At 64.9% G+C, this 15,449-nt stretch carries 14 protein-coding genes; 8 read left to right on the top strand and 6 right to left on the bottom strand.

All coding sequences use genetic code 11. The annotated features are described in order from the left end of the window. The first annotated feature begins 5 nt into the window (after positions 1 to 5). On the top strand, positions 6 to 1,535 hold the full coding sequence (locus tag BIWAKO_RS03315) for a malonate--CoA ligase (RefSeq protein ID WP_074471498.1): 1,530 nt from the start codon (positions 6 to 8) through the stop codon (positions 1,533 to 1,535). 15 nt (positions 1,536 to 1,550) lie between these two features. Here BIWAKO_RS03315 and BIWAKO_RS03310 read toward each other — a convergent pair whose 3' ends face one another. The 3 genes from BIWAKO_RS03310 to BIWAKO_RS03300 form a co-directional block, all read right to left on the bottom strand. Then, complete coding sequence (locus BIWAKO_RS03310; RefSeq protein ID WP_069877329.1) at positions 1,551 to 2,315, bottom strand: MBL fold metallo-hydrolase; 765 nt, start codon at positions 2,313 to 2,315, stop codon at positions 1,551 to 1,553. Positions 2,316 to 2,507: 192 nt separating this feature from the next. Beyond that, positions 2,508 to 4,229 (bottom strand): Na/Pi cotransporter family protein, encoded by a 1,722-nt coding sequence (locus tag BIWAKO_RS03305; RefSeq protein WP_069877328.1) that lies wholly within the window; start codon positions 4,227 to 4,229, stop codon positions 2,508 to 2,510. Between the two features lie 156 nt (positions 4,230 to 4,385). Beyond that, a complete protein-coding gene (locus tag BIWAKO_RS03300; protein ID WP_069877327.1) occupies positions 4,386 to 4,976 on the bottom strand; it encodes an NADPH-dependent FMN reductase in 591 nt (196 codons plus the stop codon). A gap of 75 nt (positions 4,977 to 5,051) precedes the next feature. Here BIWAKO_RS03300 and soxR point away from each other — a divergent pair, with 75 nt between their 5' ends. After that, on the top strand, positions 5,052 to 5,513 hold the full coding sequence (gene soxR, locus BIWAKO_RS03295; RefSeq protein WP_069877326.1) for a redox-sensitive transcriptional activator SoxR: 462 nt from the start codon (positions 5,052 to 5,054) through the stop codon (positions 5,511 to 5,513). 9 nt (positions 5,514 to 5,522) lie between these two features. On the opposite strand, the gene BIWAKO_RS03290 is transcribed toward soxR, so the two are convergent. After that, positions 5,523 to 6,320 carry a creatininase family protein gene (locus BIWAKO_RS03290; protein WP_069877325.1) on the bottom strand — a complete coding sequence of 266 codons (798 nt, stop codon included), beginning with the start codon at positions 6,318 to 6,320 and terminating at the stop codon, positions 5,523 to 5,525. 25 nt (positions 6,321 to 6,345) lie between these two features. Next, positions 6,346 to 7,737 carry an FAD-binding oxidoreductase gene (locus BIWAKO_RS03285; protein ID WP_069882125.1) on the bottom strand — a complete coding sequence of 464 codons (1,392 nt, stop codon included), beginning with the start codon at positions 7,735 to 7,737 and terminating at the stop codon, positions 6,346 to 6,348. Between the two features lie 264 nt (positions 7,738 to 8,001). Between BIWAKO_RS03285 and BIWAKO_RS03280 the strand changes: the two genes are divergently transcribed. From BIWAKO_RS03280 to BIWAKO_RS03265, 4 genes are all read left to right on the top strand, one after another. Then, on the top strand, positions 8,002 to 9,030 hold the full coding sequence (locus BIWAKO_RS03280; RefSeq protein ID WP_069882124.1) for an ABC transporter substrate-binding protein: 1,029 nt from the start codon (positions 8,002 to 8,004) through the stop codon (positions 9,028 to 9,030). A gap of 100 nt (positions 9,031 to 9,130) precedes the next feature. Then, entirely contained in the window at positions 9,131 to 9,943 is an 813-nt protein-coding gene (locus BIWAKO_RS03275; protein WP_244523346.1) for an ABC transporter ATP-binding protein, read from the top strand. Next, on the top strand, positions 9,940 to 10,830 hold the full coding sequence (locus tag BIWAKO_RS03270) for an ABC transporter permease (RefSeq protein ID WP_084651136.1): 891 nt from the start codon (positions 9,940 to 9,942) through the stop codon (positions 10,828 to 10,830). Before BIWAKO_RS03275 ends, BIWAKO_RS03270 begins: the two co-directional genes overlap by 4 nt. Positions 10,831 to 10,832: 2 nt before the next feature. Then, positions 10,833 to 12,218 carry an FAD-binding oxidoreductase gene (locus BIWAKO_RS03265; protein WP_069877324.1) on the top strand — a complete coding sequence of 462 codons (1,386 nt, stop codon included), beginning with the start codon at positions 10,833 to 10,835 and terminating at the stop codon, positions 12,216 to 12,218. Here the strand turns inward: BIWAKO_RS03265 and BIWAKO_RS03260 are convergent, their stop codons facing one another. Beyond that, positions 12,219 to 13,106 (bottom strand): hypothetical protein, encoded by an 888-nt coding sequence (locus tag BIWAKO_RS03260; protein WP_069877323.1) that lies wholly within the window; start codon positions 13,104 to 13,106, stop codon positions 12,219 to 12,221. 313 nt (positions 13,107 to 13,419) lie between these two features. On the opposite strand from BIWAKO_RS03260, the gene BIWAKO_RS03255 reads away from it, so the two are divergent. Together BIWAKO_RS03255 and BIWAKO_RS03250 are read left to right on the top strand one after the other, a co-directional pair. Continuing rightward, the gene (locus tag BIWAKO_RS03255; protein ID WP_069877322.1) at positions 13,420 to 14,565 is read left to right on the top strand and encodes an ABC transporter permease; all 1,146 of its coding nucleotides are present in this window, start codon (positions 13,420 to 13,422) and stop codon (positions 14,563 to 14,565) included. 16 nt (positions 14,566 to 14,581) lie between these two features. Continuing rightward, positions 14,582 to 15,436: an ABC transporter ATP-binding protein gene (locus tag BIWAKO_RS03250; RefSeq protein WP_069877321.1), complete on the top strand. Its 855-nt coding sequence runs from the start codon at positions 14,582 to 14,584 to the stop codon at positions 15,434 to 15,436. The last annotated feature ends 13 nt before the right edge of the window (positions 15,437 to 15,449 follow it).

The raw sequence follows: 15,449 nt of genomic DNA, 5'->3' as shown, positions 1-15,449 counted from the left end.
CTGTCATGGCCAATCATCTGTTCGACCTCATTACCGCGCGCATTCCTGCACCCGATGCGCCCTTCGCGCTTCTCGATGACGGCCGTCGCTACAGCTATGCCGAGATGGTCGCGGTGTCCGCCCGCTTCGCCAATGCCCTGGTGGCGCTCGGCGTGAAGCCGGGCGACCGCGTCGCCGTGCAGGTGGAAAAGAGCATCGAGGCGCTGATGCTCTATCTCGGCACGATCCGCGCCGGGGCCATCTTCCTGCCGCTGAACACGGCCTATACCCCAGCCGAGATCGAGTATTTCCTCGGAGATGCCGAGCCCGCGGTCTTCGTGTGCGATCCGGGCAAGGCCGAAGCGCTGCAACCCTATGCCGAAAAGGCCGGCGCCAGGCTGGAAACGCTCGGTGTTGCGACAGGTACTCTCTTCGACAAGGCCGGCAGCGCTTCCGCGGAATTCGCCGATGCCGCGCGTGGCCCGGACGACCTGGCCGCGATTCTCTACACCTCGGGAACGACCGGGCGCTCGAAGGGCGCCATGCTGAGCCATGACAACCTGGCCTCGAATGCGCTCGCGCTCGTCGACTACTGGCGCTTCAGCAAGGACGACCGGCTGCTGCATGCGCTGCCGATCTTCCATACGCATGGCCTCTTCGTCGCGACCAATGTCGTGCTCTTTGCCGGCGCGTCGATGATCCTGCTGCCGAAATTCGATCCAGAGCAGATCATGAAATACCTGCCGCAGGCGAGCTGCATGATGGGCGTGCCGACCTTCTATGTCAGGCTGCTGCAGGATCCACGCCTGACGAAGGAGGCGACCAGGCATATGCGCCTCTTCGTCTCCGGGTCAGCGCCGCTGCTCGCCGAGACGCATCGCGAATGGCGCGAACGCACCGGCCACGCGATCCTCGAGCGCTACGGCATGACCGAGACCAATATGAACACCTCCAACCCCTATGAGGGCGAGCGTGTTGCCGGCACGGTCGGTTTCCCGCTGCCGGGCGTGAGCGCGCGCGTCACCGATCCGGAAACGGGCAGGACGCTCGGTGCCGATGAGATCGGTATGATCGAGGTCAAGGGCCCGAACGTCTTCAAGGGGTACTGGCGCAATCCGGAGAAGACCAGGGCCGAATTCCGCGATGACGGCTTCTTCATCACTGGCGACCTCGGCAAGATCGACCCCGCCGGCTATGTCCACATCGTCGGGCGCGGCAAGGACCTGATCATCACCGGCGGCTATAACGTCTATCCGAAGGAGGTCGAGACCGAGATCGACGAGATGCCGGGCGTGATCGAGAGCGCGGTCATCGGTTGTCCCCATCCCGATTTCGGCGAGGGCGTCACGGCCGTGGTCGTGGTCAAGCCCGGGGCCGAGATCACCGCCGCGTCGATCTCGAAGGCGCTCGACCAGCGCCTCGCCAAGTTCAAGCTGCCGAAGCAGGTCTTCATCGTGCCCGAACTGCCGCGCAACACCATGGGCAAGGTTCAGAAGAACCTGCTGCGCGACAGCTATCGCGACATCTACGCGAAGGCCGCCAAAGCAGGGGAGTAGGCCGTCGCCGCGCGGTCAAACCCGCGCGGGCTCCCTGATTTCGATGGTTTCGCCGTCGCCGGGGATCAACAGGCGCTCTGGTCCGATACCGCGCTGTTTGGCGGCTTTGCGCAAGGCCGCCCGGTTGATGCTCGCATGGTCGAGCGCCTCCATATGGGTCGCGATGACGATGGCCTCGGGGGCTGCTTCGCAGAGTGCCAGCGTCTGGGCGTCGTCCATCACGATCAGGGTGTTGTCCCAGAGGGCACCGCAGGAATGGGTGACGATCACATCCGGCGCGGTCGCTGAAACCGCTTCGAGCAGCGGCGGATAGAGAATGCTGTCGCCGCACCAATAGAGCGTCGGCTCGCCTGGGGCCTCCAGGCTGAAGCCCATGACGGGCCCCATCTTCTCGACGACGGCGCCGCTGCCATGCTGCGCCGGGACGCGCTTCAGGATAATCGGCCCGATCCGTTGGAAGCAGTCCACGGGGGTGACCGACTGGAAACCCGCCTCCACGATCCTGTCCTCGTCGCCGGGGCGGCAGGTCAGCGGCAGGTCCTTTGGAATGCGCTCCTTCGCGACGCTGTCGAAATGGTCGGAATGCAGGTGCGAGACGATCACCTGGTCGACACCAGCCAGAATGCTCTCGATCGGCTCGGGCAGCTCGACCATCGGGTTTGCGGATTTGCCCGTGAAAGATGGGCGGCCGTGCATGGGGCCGAAATCAGGGTCGATCAGGAACGTCCTGCCCGCATAGACAAGCTTGAGCGTGGCATTGCGGAGGAGTTGAAGCCGCATGAGTGTCTCCGGACAGTTGCAATGCAGCTCATCATGCGTTCTCCCGCTCGCCAGCGGCCAGTTCTATTTTGTGAAGTCGACAGCACTCCGCGTTGATCAATGCCGACCCTGAATTGAGATCAAGGAGAAACGCTCGTGGCCTCCCAAAGACACGTCTTTGGACTATACATCCACGAGGGCTGGCGAGCGGGCTCAGCCCTTGGGTTGCGGCACCATGCCGAGATCGAAATCAGCCTCGGCGGCTGATGCTTCGCGATGCCTGAGGCGGCTCTCCCGCAATTCGCCCGCCGACTCGAGGATAGGATAAGCGATCGACGTGATGTGCCCGTGGATGCGCTTGAGATCGCGCAGCACGTCGAGATGGATCGAGCTCGTCTCGATCGATTCCGGCACGCCGCTGCGCAGCCGCTCATAATGGCTTTCGGTCGCGCGGCGCTCGGCGGAACGCATCACGGCCTTCTCATCGAAGAGTTGGCGCGCCAATGCGATGTCGCGTGTCGCGAGGACGTTCAGGGCCAGTCGCAGGCTGTGGGACACTCGCGCATGCAGTGCGCTGATCTCGGCAAGCCCCTCTGCCGAGAAGCGATAGCCCTTGCGGATCTTCTTCTCGGCCAGTTCCCGGAGGTTCTTGTCGATGACGTCGCCGATATGCTCGAGATTGGTGTTCAGCGTGACGATCTCGAGCAGACGGCGGCTTTCCTCGGTGCTCAGCTCGGACCGGGACAGGCGTACCAGATAGAGCTTGATCGCCTCGTGGATCGTGTCGACGCCGTCATCGGCCTCCGAGATCTCGCGGGAGAGCTTGATCTGATCGCCATCGAGCAGGGTCAGCGTGTCCTTCAGCATCTCGCCGACACGGTCGCCGAGATGGAGGGTCTCGCGCATCGCACAGGCAAGCGCTTCGGACGGGCTGTCGAGCACGCCGGGATCGAGATAGAGCGGCCGGATCACGCGTTCGTTCGTCGGCGCGGTCGGCATGAGGCGCAGGACGAGATCGGAGATCGGCGTGATGAAGGGCAGGAACAGCAGCCCGCCGGCGATGTTGAGCGCCAGATGCAGTTCGACCGCGAGCCGTCCGGGATGGAGCGAAAGGGAAGAGAACCAGCCGGCGAGCGGGCCGGCGAACGGGATCACGATGACGGCGATGACGAGGCGCGTCAGCAGATTGGCAACGGCGACACGGCGCTGCGCGATCGGGGCGCCAAGCTGGTCGATGACCGGAACCAGGGCATTGCCGAGATTCGCTCCGACGATCAGTGTCACGGCCATGGTCGGGGAGAGCAGCCCGCCCGACCAGAACGAGGCGATCAGCAGCACGATGGCAAGGCTGGAATGGGTCAGCCAGGTCGCGGCGACGGCCACAAGCACGGCGATGACCGGCTCGCCGGCCAGTGCCTGCAGAATCAGCTTGAAGGTCGGAGACTGCGCGAGCGGAGCGGCGGCGGATTTCAGCTCGACGAGCGAGAGCAGGATGAGCCCGATGCCGACCAGGACACGGCCGATATTGCGGGCCCGGTCCATCGCCTCGTTGGCGAGATAGAGCGCCACGCCGACGGCGAGGCAAAGCCCCCAGATCCAGCCAAGATCGAGCGAGACGAGAAAGGCCGCGAGCGCCGTGCCGATATTGGCTCCGAGCAGCACGGCAAGCGCCATCGGCAGGGTGATCAGCGATTGGCCCGCGAAGGAGGAGAGCAGCAGCGTCGTCGCCGTCGAGCTTTGCAGCACCAGTGTCACCGCCGCGCCGCTGGCCAGCGCCGTGAACCGATTGCGCGTGAAGCGCGCGAGCGCCTGTCGCAGGGAAGAGCCGAAAGCCCGTGTGGCGCCCGTTCTGACCAGGCGCACGGCCCAGATCAGCAGAGCCACCGCCCCTGCGAGGTGGATCAGGACCGAGGTGGTGCTGTCGACTGCGTTCATCTCGTACGGTGGTCTCCGAATCGGGGGTGCCAAGGGCCTCGCGAAGCGCAGCCAATCTAGCCGAATTTCATTAGCCGTCTTATAAAATATGCAGGTTGAAAGGGGCCATTTGATGACCCCTCCATGAGCTATTGTCGTCGGTGATTGCCGATCGATTCAAGCCGCGAATGTGCCGTAGGGGACGTTTTCCCGCGCATCGCGCAGAGCTGTCCCCCACCAGTGCAGTTGCGCCAGCATGGTCGCCATCGCCTGCTCGGCCTTGGTCGCATCCAGGAGCTGGCCCGTCTCGTCGAACTTGCTCCAGGCGTGTGCAAAGCAGACGACGTCGCGGACCGTGGCCGCGTGCAGCTCGTTGAAGACCTGGCGCAACTGGTCGATGGCGCGCAAGCCACCCGAGACGCCGCCATAGGACACGAAGGCGACCGGCTTGCCGCGCCACTCCGCCCCGACGAGATCGATCAGGAACTTCAGCGGCGCCGGATAGCCGCGGTTATATTCCGGCGTCACCACGATGAAGCCATCGGCGCGCCCGATGCGCTCCCTGAGCAGGCGCACTGTCGGAGTTTCGCCGCGTGGATGGCGCTTCGGCAGGTCGAGTGTCAGCGGATCGATGACATCGACGGCGAAGGGGCCTTCGCCTTCGATCTGCGACAGCGCCCAATTGGCCACCCGGTCGCAGAGCCGCCCTTCGCGGGTGCTGCCATAGATCAGGGCGAGGTGGATCCTGCGGTCTAACGGGCGGTGCATGGTCGCGCTCCAGGCTGCTTGCACATCGGAAGCGCAGGGTTATAAAACCTCAAGCAAGGTTAAGGTCAAGCGTCGATGAGCAAAGCGGATCACGCCCATTTCTTCGATGAGCTGAGCGTCGGCGAGGTGGCGAGGCGCAGCGGGCTCGCTGTCTCCACCATCCATTTCTACGAGGCGAAGGGCTTGATCCGGAGCGCACGGAGCAGCGGAAACCAGCGCCGCTATCCGCGCGAGGTTTTGCGGCGCGTGGCGATCATCAAGGTGGCGCAGCGCACGGGAATCCCGCTGAAGACGATCGGCGACGCCTTCAAGGCCCTGCCATCGGAGCGCACGCCGACGGCGGAGGATTGGTCGCGTCTGTCATCGGTCTGGAAGGTTGAGCTGGAGCGCAGGATCGACCGGTTGACGCGGCTGCGCGACCACCTGACCGACTGCATCGGCTGCGGCTGCCTCTCGGTGAAGAGCTGCCCGCTGCACAATCCCTGGGACCGGCTGGGCGAGCAGGGCGTGGGACCGCGCCTGCTCGACCCCGATTGAGGCTGCCGGTTACGACGCCTTGTGCAGTTGCGAGAGCGGGAACCTGGCGACGTCTGCCAGCAGCTCGGCAAAGCCCTTCGCCTGCAGGGCCGCGGTCACCTTACCCTTTTCTGCCGTCGCCAGGCTGGCATCGCCTGCCGCGCCGCTCGGGTTGACGTCCTGCGCCATCCAGGCATGCGCATGCAGGCCGGTCGGCCTGAGCCAGGCATACTCGCCCTGCATCTTGATCGTGCTTGGCTCGAAATGGCCGGCCTTGCCCATGTCGACGAGATCCGGCCGGAAATGCAGCATCAGCGAGGTCTCGATGTCGCCGGCATGGATGCCGTGATTGGCATCGAGATCGGCATAGACGCCTTGCGGCAGACCGAAGGCGCGCCAGGCGGTGGTGACAGCCAGCATGCCGTGGCGCACGCGCATCTCGCGCGCGACCACCTTCATCGGGTCGATATTGCCGCCATGCGAGGTGACGATGACGAGCTTGCGCAGGCCCGCGCGCCGCACGCTTTCGCCGATCTCCAGCCAGCTCTGCGTCGCGCTCTCCCAGGACAGGGTCAGCGTGCCCGGCGAATGCAGATGCTCGTTCGACTTGCAGATCGGCAGCGTCGGCAGCACCAGCACATCGAGATTGGCGGGCACCAGCGGCATCGCCTCGGCCAGCATGGAATTCATGATGGTGGTGTCGACCGAGACCGGCAGATGCGGCCCGTGCTGCTCGATGGCCGCCAGCGGCAGCACCGCCACGGTGGTGTCGGGCGACAGCCCCTCGAAATCGGTGGTCTTCAGGTCGCCCCAGAAACGCGCGCTCATCGTTCACTCAGTCCTTGTCTGCTCGTCATTCCGCCGCCTGCGCGGCATCGGCCTGCCAGTTCAACAGCTTGCCGGGGTTCATCAGTCCTTGCGGATCGGCGATCCGCTTGAACTCCGGTTGCGGTGCATCGACCTTCTTCCAGCCGGCATTGTTCAGCACCCAGCTATGCGGGTTCGAGGCCTGGATGCCCGCTTCTTCGGCCTGCGCCATGATCTCGTGCAGCCGCGCGGCCGTGGTGAAGCGCACCAGCGGCAGGCTGGAATGGTAGACCTTGCCCTGCCGGCGCTGGAACTCGATGTGGAAGAGCACATCCTCATGGAAATGCGTCTCGGCCCAGGCCAGCAGTTCGAGGTTGCGGACCGGCGGGAAGCGCAGCTGCAGATAGGTGATGTCGGGGTCGACCTTCAGCGCATGCAACGTGGTGTGGTTCCAGGTGTATTCGTAGAGCGGGCCGGGCGCGCCCTTCTCGCGGTGCTCTCCAAACGCCGCGGCACGGGCTTCCGCCGCTCCGCGCGAGAACGTGACCGTTCCGCCCATCTCGGCAATCAGCCGGTCGAGTTCGTCGCCCTGCGGCTCGGAAACCATCAGGATGGCAAAGGCCTTGCTCTCGCCCAGCCAGGGGGCGAGCCGGCGCAGATAGGGCGCAATGCGCGGATCGTGGATGCTGATCAGCTTCTTGGCGATGCCGTCGCATTCGGTGAAGGCCTGGCCGAAGGCAGCCGCCTGGCGCAGGGTGTCGAAGGTCGCGATCCGCTCTGCCCATGCATGGGCGGGCGCCAGCGGCACCTCGACCTCGGTGATGATGCCGTTGACGCCATAGGCGTGCATGACCTTGAGGATGTCCTTGCCGCGCAGTTCGATCAGCCGCGGCTCAGGCTCGACCGTCATCACCTCGACGGCGATGACCGCGCCTGGATTGTCGATCTGCCCCCAGGTGCAGGAACCGGCGCCGGCAGCCCCGCCGGCGATGAAGCCGCCGAGCGTCGCCTGCGCCCGGGTCGAGGGGTGCATACGCAACTCCTGCCCGAGCGGGGCAAGCGCCTTGTCGATATCGAGCATGTTCGCGCCGGCCTCGAACCGGCCTGCGCCGAGCGTGGTGGAGACCACGCGGTTGAACCGGGTCAGGTTGAGCACGACGCCGCCTTCGAGCGGCACGGCCTGGCCGTAATTGCCGGTGCCGCCGCCGCGAACCGTCAAGGGCACGCGATGGCGCGCGCAGGCCGAGGCGATGCGGCGAACCTCGTCCTTGGTCTTCGGCAGGATCACGAGTTCAGCCTGCTTGCCCTCGAGATCCGGCTTCAGCACGGGCGAAAACCAGAAGAAGTCGCGGCTGTGCATCCTGAGCGACGGCGCGTCGTCATAGATCGTCAGATCTGCGAGTTCGGCGCGAAGTGCGGAGAGGGCAGGGCGGGTCATGCTGATCTCGGATTCCGTGGACGGCGCCACCATAGCCGGAAGTGCCGGCGGAGGAAGCCGCGTGGCCGCATGGCGCCGTCGCGGCTGTTGATCGATTCAGGTGTTGCAGATCTGGCGAGGAATTGGGCAAATGCCCGATCTCTGTGCGTAATAACGCGATGCCGGATTTCCAGCGCGCCTGGCAGCGTGGCATATATGTTGCTCGCTGGTGGCCACAGCGCGGCGCGGACGCCGCCGGCTAGCCTGTTTCTGGAGGTCCGTTCCATGACGATGAAGTATCGCGTGAGCCGTCGCGCTGCGCTCGGCCTGATCGGCGGCTCGGCCGCTTCCGTCCTGATCCCGGTTCCCGGAGCCAGGGTCAATGCCCAGACGCTGGACAAGGTCAGCTACCAGACCAACTGGCGGGCCCAGGCCGAGCATGGCGGCTTCTATCTCGCCCTCGCCAACGGCATCTACAAGAAATACGGCATCGACGCCGATATCCGCATGGGCGGCCCGCAGCAGAACCCCTCGCAGCTCCTGCTCGGTGGCCGGGTCGACATGATCATGTCGAACTCGTTCGAGGCGATCCGCTACGCGCAGGAGAACCTGCCCTTCATCTGCATCGCCTCGATCTTCCAGAAGGATCCGCAGGTCCTGATCTCGCATCCCGGCCAGGGCAACGACACGCTGGCTGCGCTCAAGGGCAAGCCGATCCTGGTCGGCGCCGGCGGACGCACCAGCTTCTGGCCCTTCCTGAAGGCGAAGTTCGGTTTCACCGACGAGCAGATCAGGCCCTACACTTTCAACATGGCGCCGTTCCTGGCCGACAAGACGATCTCGCAGCAGGGCTTCCTGTCCTCCGAGCCCTTCGCGATCCGCAAGGCGGGTGTGAACCCGGTCGTGCACCTGCTCGCCGATGCCGGCTTCGGCAACTACAACACGACCATCAACATCTCGAAGAAGATGGTCGCCGAGAAGAAGGACGTGGTGCAGCGCTTCGTCACTGCGACTCTCGAAGGCTGGGCCGAATACATGAAGGGCGGTCAGGCGATCGAGGCGGCCAACGCGCTGATCCTCAAGGACAATCCCGACATGGATGGCGAGAAGCTCGCCTATGCCCGCCAGGTCATGAACGAGAACGGCATCGTGCTCTCGGGTGACGCGCTGACACTTGGCATCGGCGCGATGACCGATGCGCGCTGGGCCGATTTCTACAAGATGATGACGGAGGCCGGCGTCTTCCCTGCTGGCATCGACATCAAGAAGGCCTATAGCCTCGAGTTCATCAACAAGGGCGTCGGCAAGGCGTAGGCGGCTTTCGCCCTTCATGGACCCCGGATCGGCGCGGCGGCGCCGATCCGTCCGGGATGACCGGAAGACGTTCGACAGCAGCAAGATGGATCATCAGGCTTTGGACACAGCCTATCTGAGCAGACCTCATGTCGAAGGCAGCGGCGCCAGGCCGCTCGTTTCGGTCCGGCATGTCTCGAAGCAGTTCGCCAACGGCACCTTGGCCGTACGCGACGTCAATCTCGACCTTGGCACGGGCGAGTTCATCAGCCTGCTCGGCCCCTCGGGCTGCGGCAAGTCGACCTTGCTGCGGATGATCGCAGGCCTTGGCGCGCCATCGACGGGCACGATCGACTGGCCGACGACGAGCCATGACGCCTCCGGCAAGCCGGAGCGCGATCTCGGCTTCGTCTTCCAGGACCCGACATTGATGCCCTGGGCGGATGCCCTGTCCAACGTGATGATGCCGCTGGTCCTCAAGCATGTGCCGAAGCGCGAGGCGCAGGAGCGCTCGGCCGAGATGCTGGCGCTGGTCGGGCTGAAGGGCTTCGAGAAATCCTATCCGCGCGAGCTTTCCGGCGGCATGAAGATGCGCGTCTCGATCGCCCGTGCGCTGGTGATGCGGCCAAAGATCCTGCTGATGGACGAGCCTTTCGCGGCGCTGGACGAGATCACCCGTCACCGCCTCAATGACGATCTGCTCGAGCTCTGGTGGAAGACGAAGTTCACCGCCGTCTTCGTCACCCATTCGGTGTTCGAGTCGGTCTACCTGTCGAAGCGCATCGTCGTCATGGCGGCTCGTCCCGGGCGCGTCATGGCCGATCTCGACGTCGATGCCCCCTATCCGCGCGACGAGCTGTTCCGCACCTCGGCCGATTACGCGCATCTGTGCCGTGTCGTTTCCGGCAAGCTCAAGGAGGCGATCGGCTCATGAGCGCGCCATCCCTGGATACCACCATGCCGCATGTGCCCCATGACGGGACCGATGCGGAAGCGCGCCCGATCTTCGCGGCCGAGCCCCGCATCCTCGGCCTGCCCGCCAGCGCCTGGCCCCGCATCCTGGCGCCGATCGCGGTTGGCGTGCTGGCGCTTGGCCTGTGGGAATTCCTCGTCCGCTGGAAGGAGATCCCACCCTATATCCTGCCCGGGCCGGTGCTGATCGGGCAGACCCTGATCGCCGACTGGGGCACGCTTTCGGGCTCGCTCTGGATCACGCTGCGCATCACCTTCATGGCGCTCTTCGCAGCCGTGGTCGTCGGCGTCACGCTGGCCGTGCTCTTCACCCAGTCGAAATGGCTGGAGATGTCGCTCCTGCCTTATGCGGTGGTCCTCCAGGTCACGCCGATCGTCGCGATCGCGCCGCTGATCATCATCTGGGCCGGCGACATCAACCTGTCGCTGCTGATCTGCGCCTGGATCGTCGCCTTCTTCCCGATCCTGTCGAACACGATCCTCGGGCTGAACTCGGCCGATCACAACCTGATCAATTTCTTCCAGCTCTATGGCGCGACGCGCTGGCAGACGATGCGCTATCTCAAGCTGCCGGCCGCGCTGCCTTACTTCCTGGCGGGCCTGAAGATCTCCGGCGGGCTTGCGCTGATCGGCGCGGTGGTGGCGGAGTTCGTCGCCGGAACGGGAGGGAGCGAGTCGGGCCTCGCCTATCGCATCCTCGAAGCCGGTTATCAGCTCAAGATTCCGCGGGTCTTCGCCGCCCTGATCATGATCTCGCTCTCGGGCATCGCGATCTTCCTAGTGACGAGCTGGATCTCGCATCTGCTGTTGCGGCGCTGGCATGAAAGCGCGCTGAAGCGGGAGAATTGATCATGAACGCCGTGCCGGACCGCAAACCGAGGGCGGTTCAGCCCTCGCGCTACGATATCGCGGGCTTCAAAGCCGATATCGCCGACATCCCGCTGATCGATGAGCCGCAGGTCGTGCGGAAGCGCTCGCGCGACTTCTTCTGGTACTCGCCGATCCTCAATGCCGAGCTGGCGAACAAGTCGGCCGATATCATCGTCTGTCCGCGCGACGAGGCCGATGTGGTGCGCGTTGCGGCGGCCTGTGCCAAGCGACGCATCCCGCTGACGGTGCGTGCTGCCGGAACCGGCAATTACGGCCAGGCCGTGCCGCTTGAAGGCGGCGTCCTGCTCGATATCACCGCACTGACCGCGATCGAGTGGCAGAGGCCCGGCGCGATCCGCGTCCAGGCCGGCGCCAGGTTGCTCGATATCGACGTGGCGACCCGGCCATCCGGCTACGAATTGCGCATGCATCCCTCGACCAAACGATCGGCGACTGTCGGCGGCTTCGTCGCGGGCGGCTCGGGCGGCGTTGGGTCCGTGACCTATGGCGGCCTGCGAGAACCGGGCAATATCCTGGCGGCCCGCGTCGTCACGGTGGAGGAGGAGCCGCGCATTCTCGAGCTGCGCGACGACGCAGCCCAGAAGGTCAACCGCGCCTACGGCACGACCGGCATCATCACCGCGCTCGAAATGCCGCTGGCCCCGGCCTGGCCGTGGATCGACGTCATCGTCGCCTTCGACGATTACATGGAGGCGTTCCAGGCCGGCTATGACGTCGCGCTGGCAGATGGCGTGGTCAAGAAGCTGGTGACGCCGATCTCATCGCCGATCCCGTCCTATTTCGGCGCGTTGAAGCAGCATTGCCCGGCAGGCAAGAGCATCCTGATCTGCATGATCGCGGAGGCCTCGCTTGGCCCCTTCAAGGCGATCATCGGTGCGCGCGGAACGGTGACCTACGAGGCGCCCTCGGAGGAGGGGCCGGGCACGGTGCCGCTTTATGAGTACACCTGGAACCACACGACGCTGCAATGGCTGAAGAGCGATCGCTCGATCACCTATCTGCAGTGCCTGTTCCCACATGACCGGCTGGTCGCGAGCGCCCGCGAGATGATCGCGCGCTTCCCGGACGAGGTGCTGCCCCATCACGAGTTCATCCGCTTCGGTGGACGCGTGACCGCGAGCGCCCTGCCGATCCTGCGCTACACGACACCGGAGCGGCTGAACGAGATCATCGCGCTGCATGAGGAGGCGGGCGTGATGATCGCGAACCCGCATGTCGTCTCGCTCGAAGGCGGCAGCCGCCACAAGCGCGCCGATGCCGACCAACTCGGCTTCAAGCACGAGGTCGATCCCTACGGCCTGCTGAACCCCGGCAAGATGGATAGTTTTGTCGCGAAACCCGGCTGATCAGGCGAAGAAGGCGAGCTTCTCGTCGACCGGGAGCGCTTCGATCTTGCGCAGCTCGACCTCCGACGTCGTCGCCGCGGCTCTCGGCTTCGGCGCAGCCACTGTGACCGCAGCCTCGGGGGCTTCCGCGAAGACGAGGTCTTCCTCCATCATCTGAACCGTGCTGAGCCGCCGATGATTGGAGGCTCTCGTCCGGATGCGCTGGGTCTCGTGCAGGGTGGAGCGCGGCTTGTCGTCGATCTCGACGATCTCGATGTCGTCATAGGTCGAGAGCGGAACGGCCTCGCGCAGATCAAGCGCCTTGGCAGGCATCGGGGGCGGCGTGATCCGGCTGCTCTCGGGGGCGACATGCATGTTGCCGGCGATGGCCCGCAGGCTGCTGTCGAGCATGGCGATCGTGTCGGCGATCTTGCCGATCTGCTGCGCGGTGCCCTCGACAACGGCGCTTGCCGCATAGATCTCCGTCGCCCTCCGATCGAGCAGGTCGCACATCACTTCCGCGGCGCCGCTCTCGCGCAGGCCCCAGGCCGCTTCCTGTATGCTCTCTGTCGCGCCGACGATGCTGCCGGCTGCGGTCTCGATCCGTGCAGCGAGACGCGACGACGGCTCGCCGGCCTTGCCGCTGATCCGTTCCAGATCGCTACGCAGATCCATGATCAGCGCGATGGCCTCGCTCACATCAGGCCCGCTCGTCGGCGGAGCAGCGGAGACGCCCATGGCATGCTGAAGCCTGTCGATGGCAGCCAGCACCTGAGCGGTGTCAGCCTGCCGGTTTCGCTTGGCGTGCTCGGCCATGAACCAGCGCCCGCGCGCGGTCTCCATCACTGCCGCGGCGATAGCCTCGTAGTCGGTCTCGCTCAGCGGTGTCAGCGAACGCGCGTCGCCCATGACGAACCTGCTCTCGGGGAGGACTGACCGATTCGGGCCGGGCAGTCGGGATGATCCAGCAAAAACCGTGCGACAGAATTGATTAAGGAAGTGCTGCCATGCGGCACCGAAAGCCGCTTCGATGTACAAAAAACCCGGTGTGCTCCGATCACCGGGTAGGAGCGTTCGCGGCGACGGCGATGCAGTGCGACGACGCTTGCCAAGCGTGCCCGGCACGGCGATACAGGTTTCGGGGATTGGGCCTGACCTGGCATTAGGGTGCCATGCGCGGACGGAGGTCCGATGAGGCCGTTCGAGGGACATCAGGGAGACCATGGCGAGCCTCGACACCGCCGAACCCCGGGCCGTCTTCCACGACGATGCAGGTAGCCTCGCCATCGAGCTGACCGGCTCCTGGAGCGCCGAGCGCGCGCCACGCATCGAGGAACTGGTCGCTGAAATGAGCGAACGCATCGCTTCGGTGGCGCGCGCGACTCTCGATCTTTCCGCGATCATCCGGCTCGATACGCTCGGTGCCTATGTTCTCAACCGGCTGAAGAACCAGCGCGAGGCCGCCGGGGGCTCGGTCGAGCTCGTCAGCCGGCGACCGGAGCACGCGGTGCTGCTGGCCGAGGTCAATATCCACGACTGCTCCGTCCCACCGACGGTCCATCATTTCGGCATTGTCAGCGTGCTGGTGAATATCGGCGAGGCCATGGTCCGCTTCGGGCGCGACATGGTCGGAGGCGCGATGTTCCTCGGAGAGGTGGTGGTCGGCTCCGTCAGCGTGATGTTCGGTCCGCGCAAGTTCAGGGGACCGCCGCTCGTCAATCAGATCGAGTTGATCGCCTTCAATGGCGCGCCGATCATCATGCTGATCTCGTTTCTGGTCGGCTGCATCGTCGCCCAGCAGGGCATATTCCAGCTGCAGCAGTTCGGCGCTTCGGCCTTCGTCGTCAATTTGACGGGCATCCTTATTCTGCGCGAGCTCGGGGTGCTGCTCACCTCGATCATGATTGCCGGCCGTTCAGGATCGGCCTTCACCGCCGAGATCGGCTCGATGAAGATGCGCGAGGAAATCGACGCCTTGCGGGTGATGGGGCTCGACCCGATCGAGGTCCTTGTCGTTCCGCGCATCCTGGCGTTGATCATCTCGCTGCCGATCCTCACCTTCATCTCCTCCATGGCGGGCCTGGCGGGGGCGGCGCTGGTGAGCTGGCTCTATGGCGGCATCGGCATCGATACCTTCCTGGCGCGCCTGCAGTCGGTGATCACCTGGAAGCATTTCGCCGTCGGGCTGATCAAGGCTCCTTTCATGGCCTTCGTCATCGGTCTGATCGCCTCGATCGAAGGTCTCGCCGTCCAGGGCTCGGCCGAGTCGCTCGGCCGTCAGGTCACGGCTTCGGTGGTGAAGGCGATCTTCATGGTCATCCTGGTCGACGGGCTTTTCGCCATGTTCTTTGCATCCATCCAGTTTTGAGGGCGGTGGGCCGGGCATGAGCGCAAACTGGAGCCAGTCGGCGGGATATCCGCCGTCGCATGACGCGGCCGAACCATCCGGGACCAACCAGGACGCTCCGGAGCCTGTCATCAAGGTGCGCAATCTCAAGGTCGCCTTCGGGGACAAGGTGATCATGGACGGCCTCGATCTCGACGTCATGCGCGGCGAGATCCTCGGTTTCGTCGGTGGTTCCGGCACGGGAAAATCCGTCCTCACCCGCACGATCCTCGGGCTCGTGCGCAAGCAGCGCGGCACGATCGAGGTCTTCGGCGAGAATGTCGACGATCTCGAAGGGCCTGCGCGACGCACCCTTGAGCAGCGCTTTGGCGTCATGTTCCAGCACGGCGCGCTGTTCTCTGCGCTCAGCGTCAAGCAGAACATCCAGGTGCCGATGCGGGAATATCTGAAGCTGTCGCCCGCGCTGCTCGACGAGATGGCGATGCTCAAGCTCGAGATGGTCGGTCTCAGGCCCGATGCGGCCGACAAGGCGCCTTCCGAGCTTTCAGGCGGCATGATCAAGCGCGCCGCGCTCGCACGGGCGCTTGCGCTCGATCCAGAGATCGTCTTCCTGGACGAGCCCACCTCGGGCCTCGATCCGATCGGCGCCGCCGAATTCGACCAACTGATCATGACGCTGAAGGAAACCCTCGGCCTCACCGTCTTCATGGTGACGCATGATCTCGACAGCCTGTATTCGGCCTGCGATCGGATCGCTGCGCTGGCGGACAAGCGCGTCATCGCGGTCGGGCCGCTCGCGACGATGCTGGCCTCCGATCACCCCTGGCTGAAGGCGTATTTTGGTGGCGAGCGGGCCCAGGCTCGCCTCTCTGCTGACCAGAGAAGGTCGTGAAGCGAGTTCGATA

Source organism: Bosea sp. BIWAKO-01 (genome assembly GCF_001748145.1).
In the GTDB taxonomy this organism is placed as follows: domain Bacteria; phylum Pseudomonadota; class Alphaproteobacteria; order Rhizobiales; family Beijerinckiaceae; genus Allobosea.
Note: the sequence above shows the minus strand (reverse complement) of the source record. Positions and strands in the feature narration are given on the sequence as shown.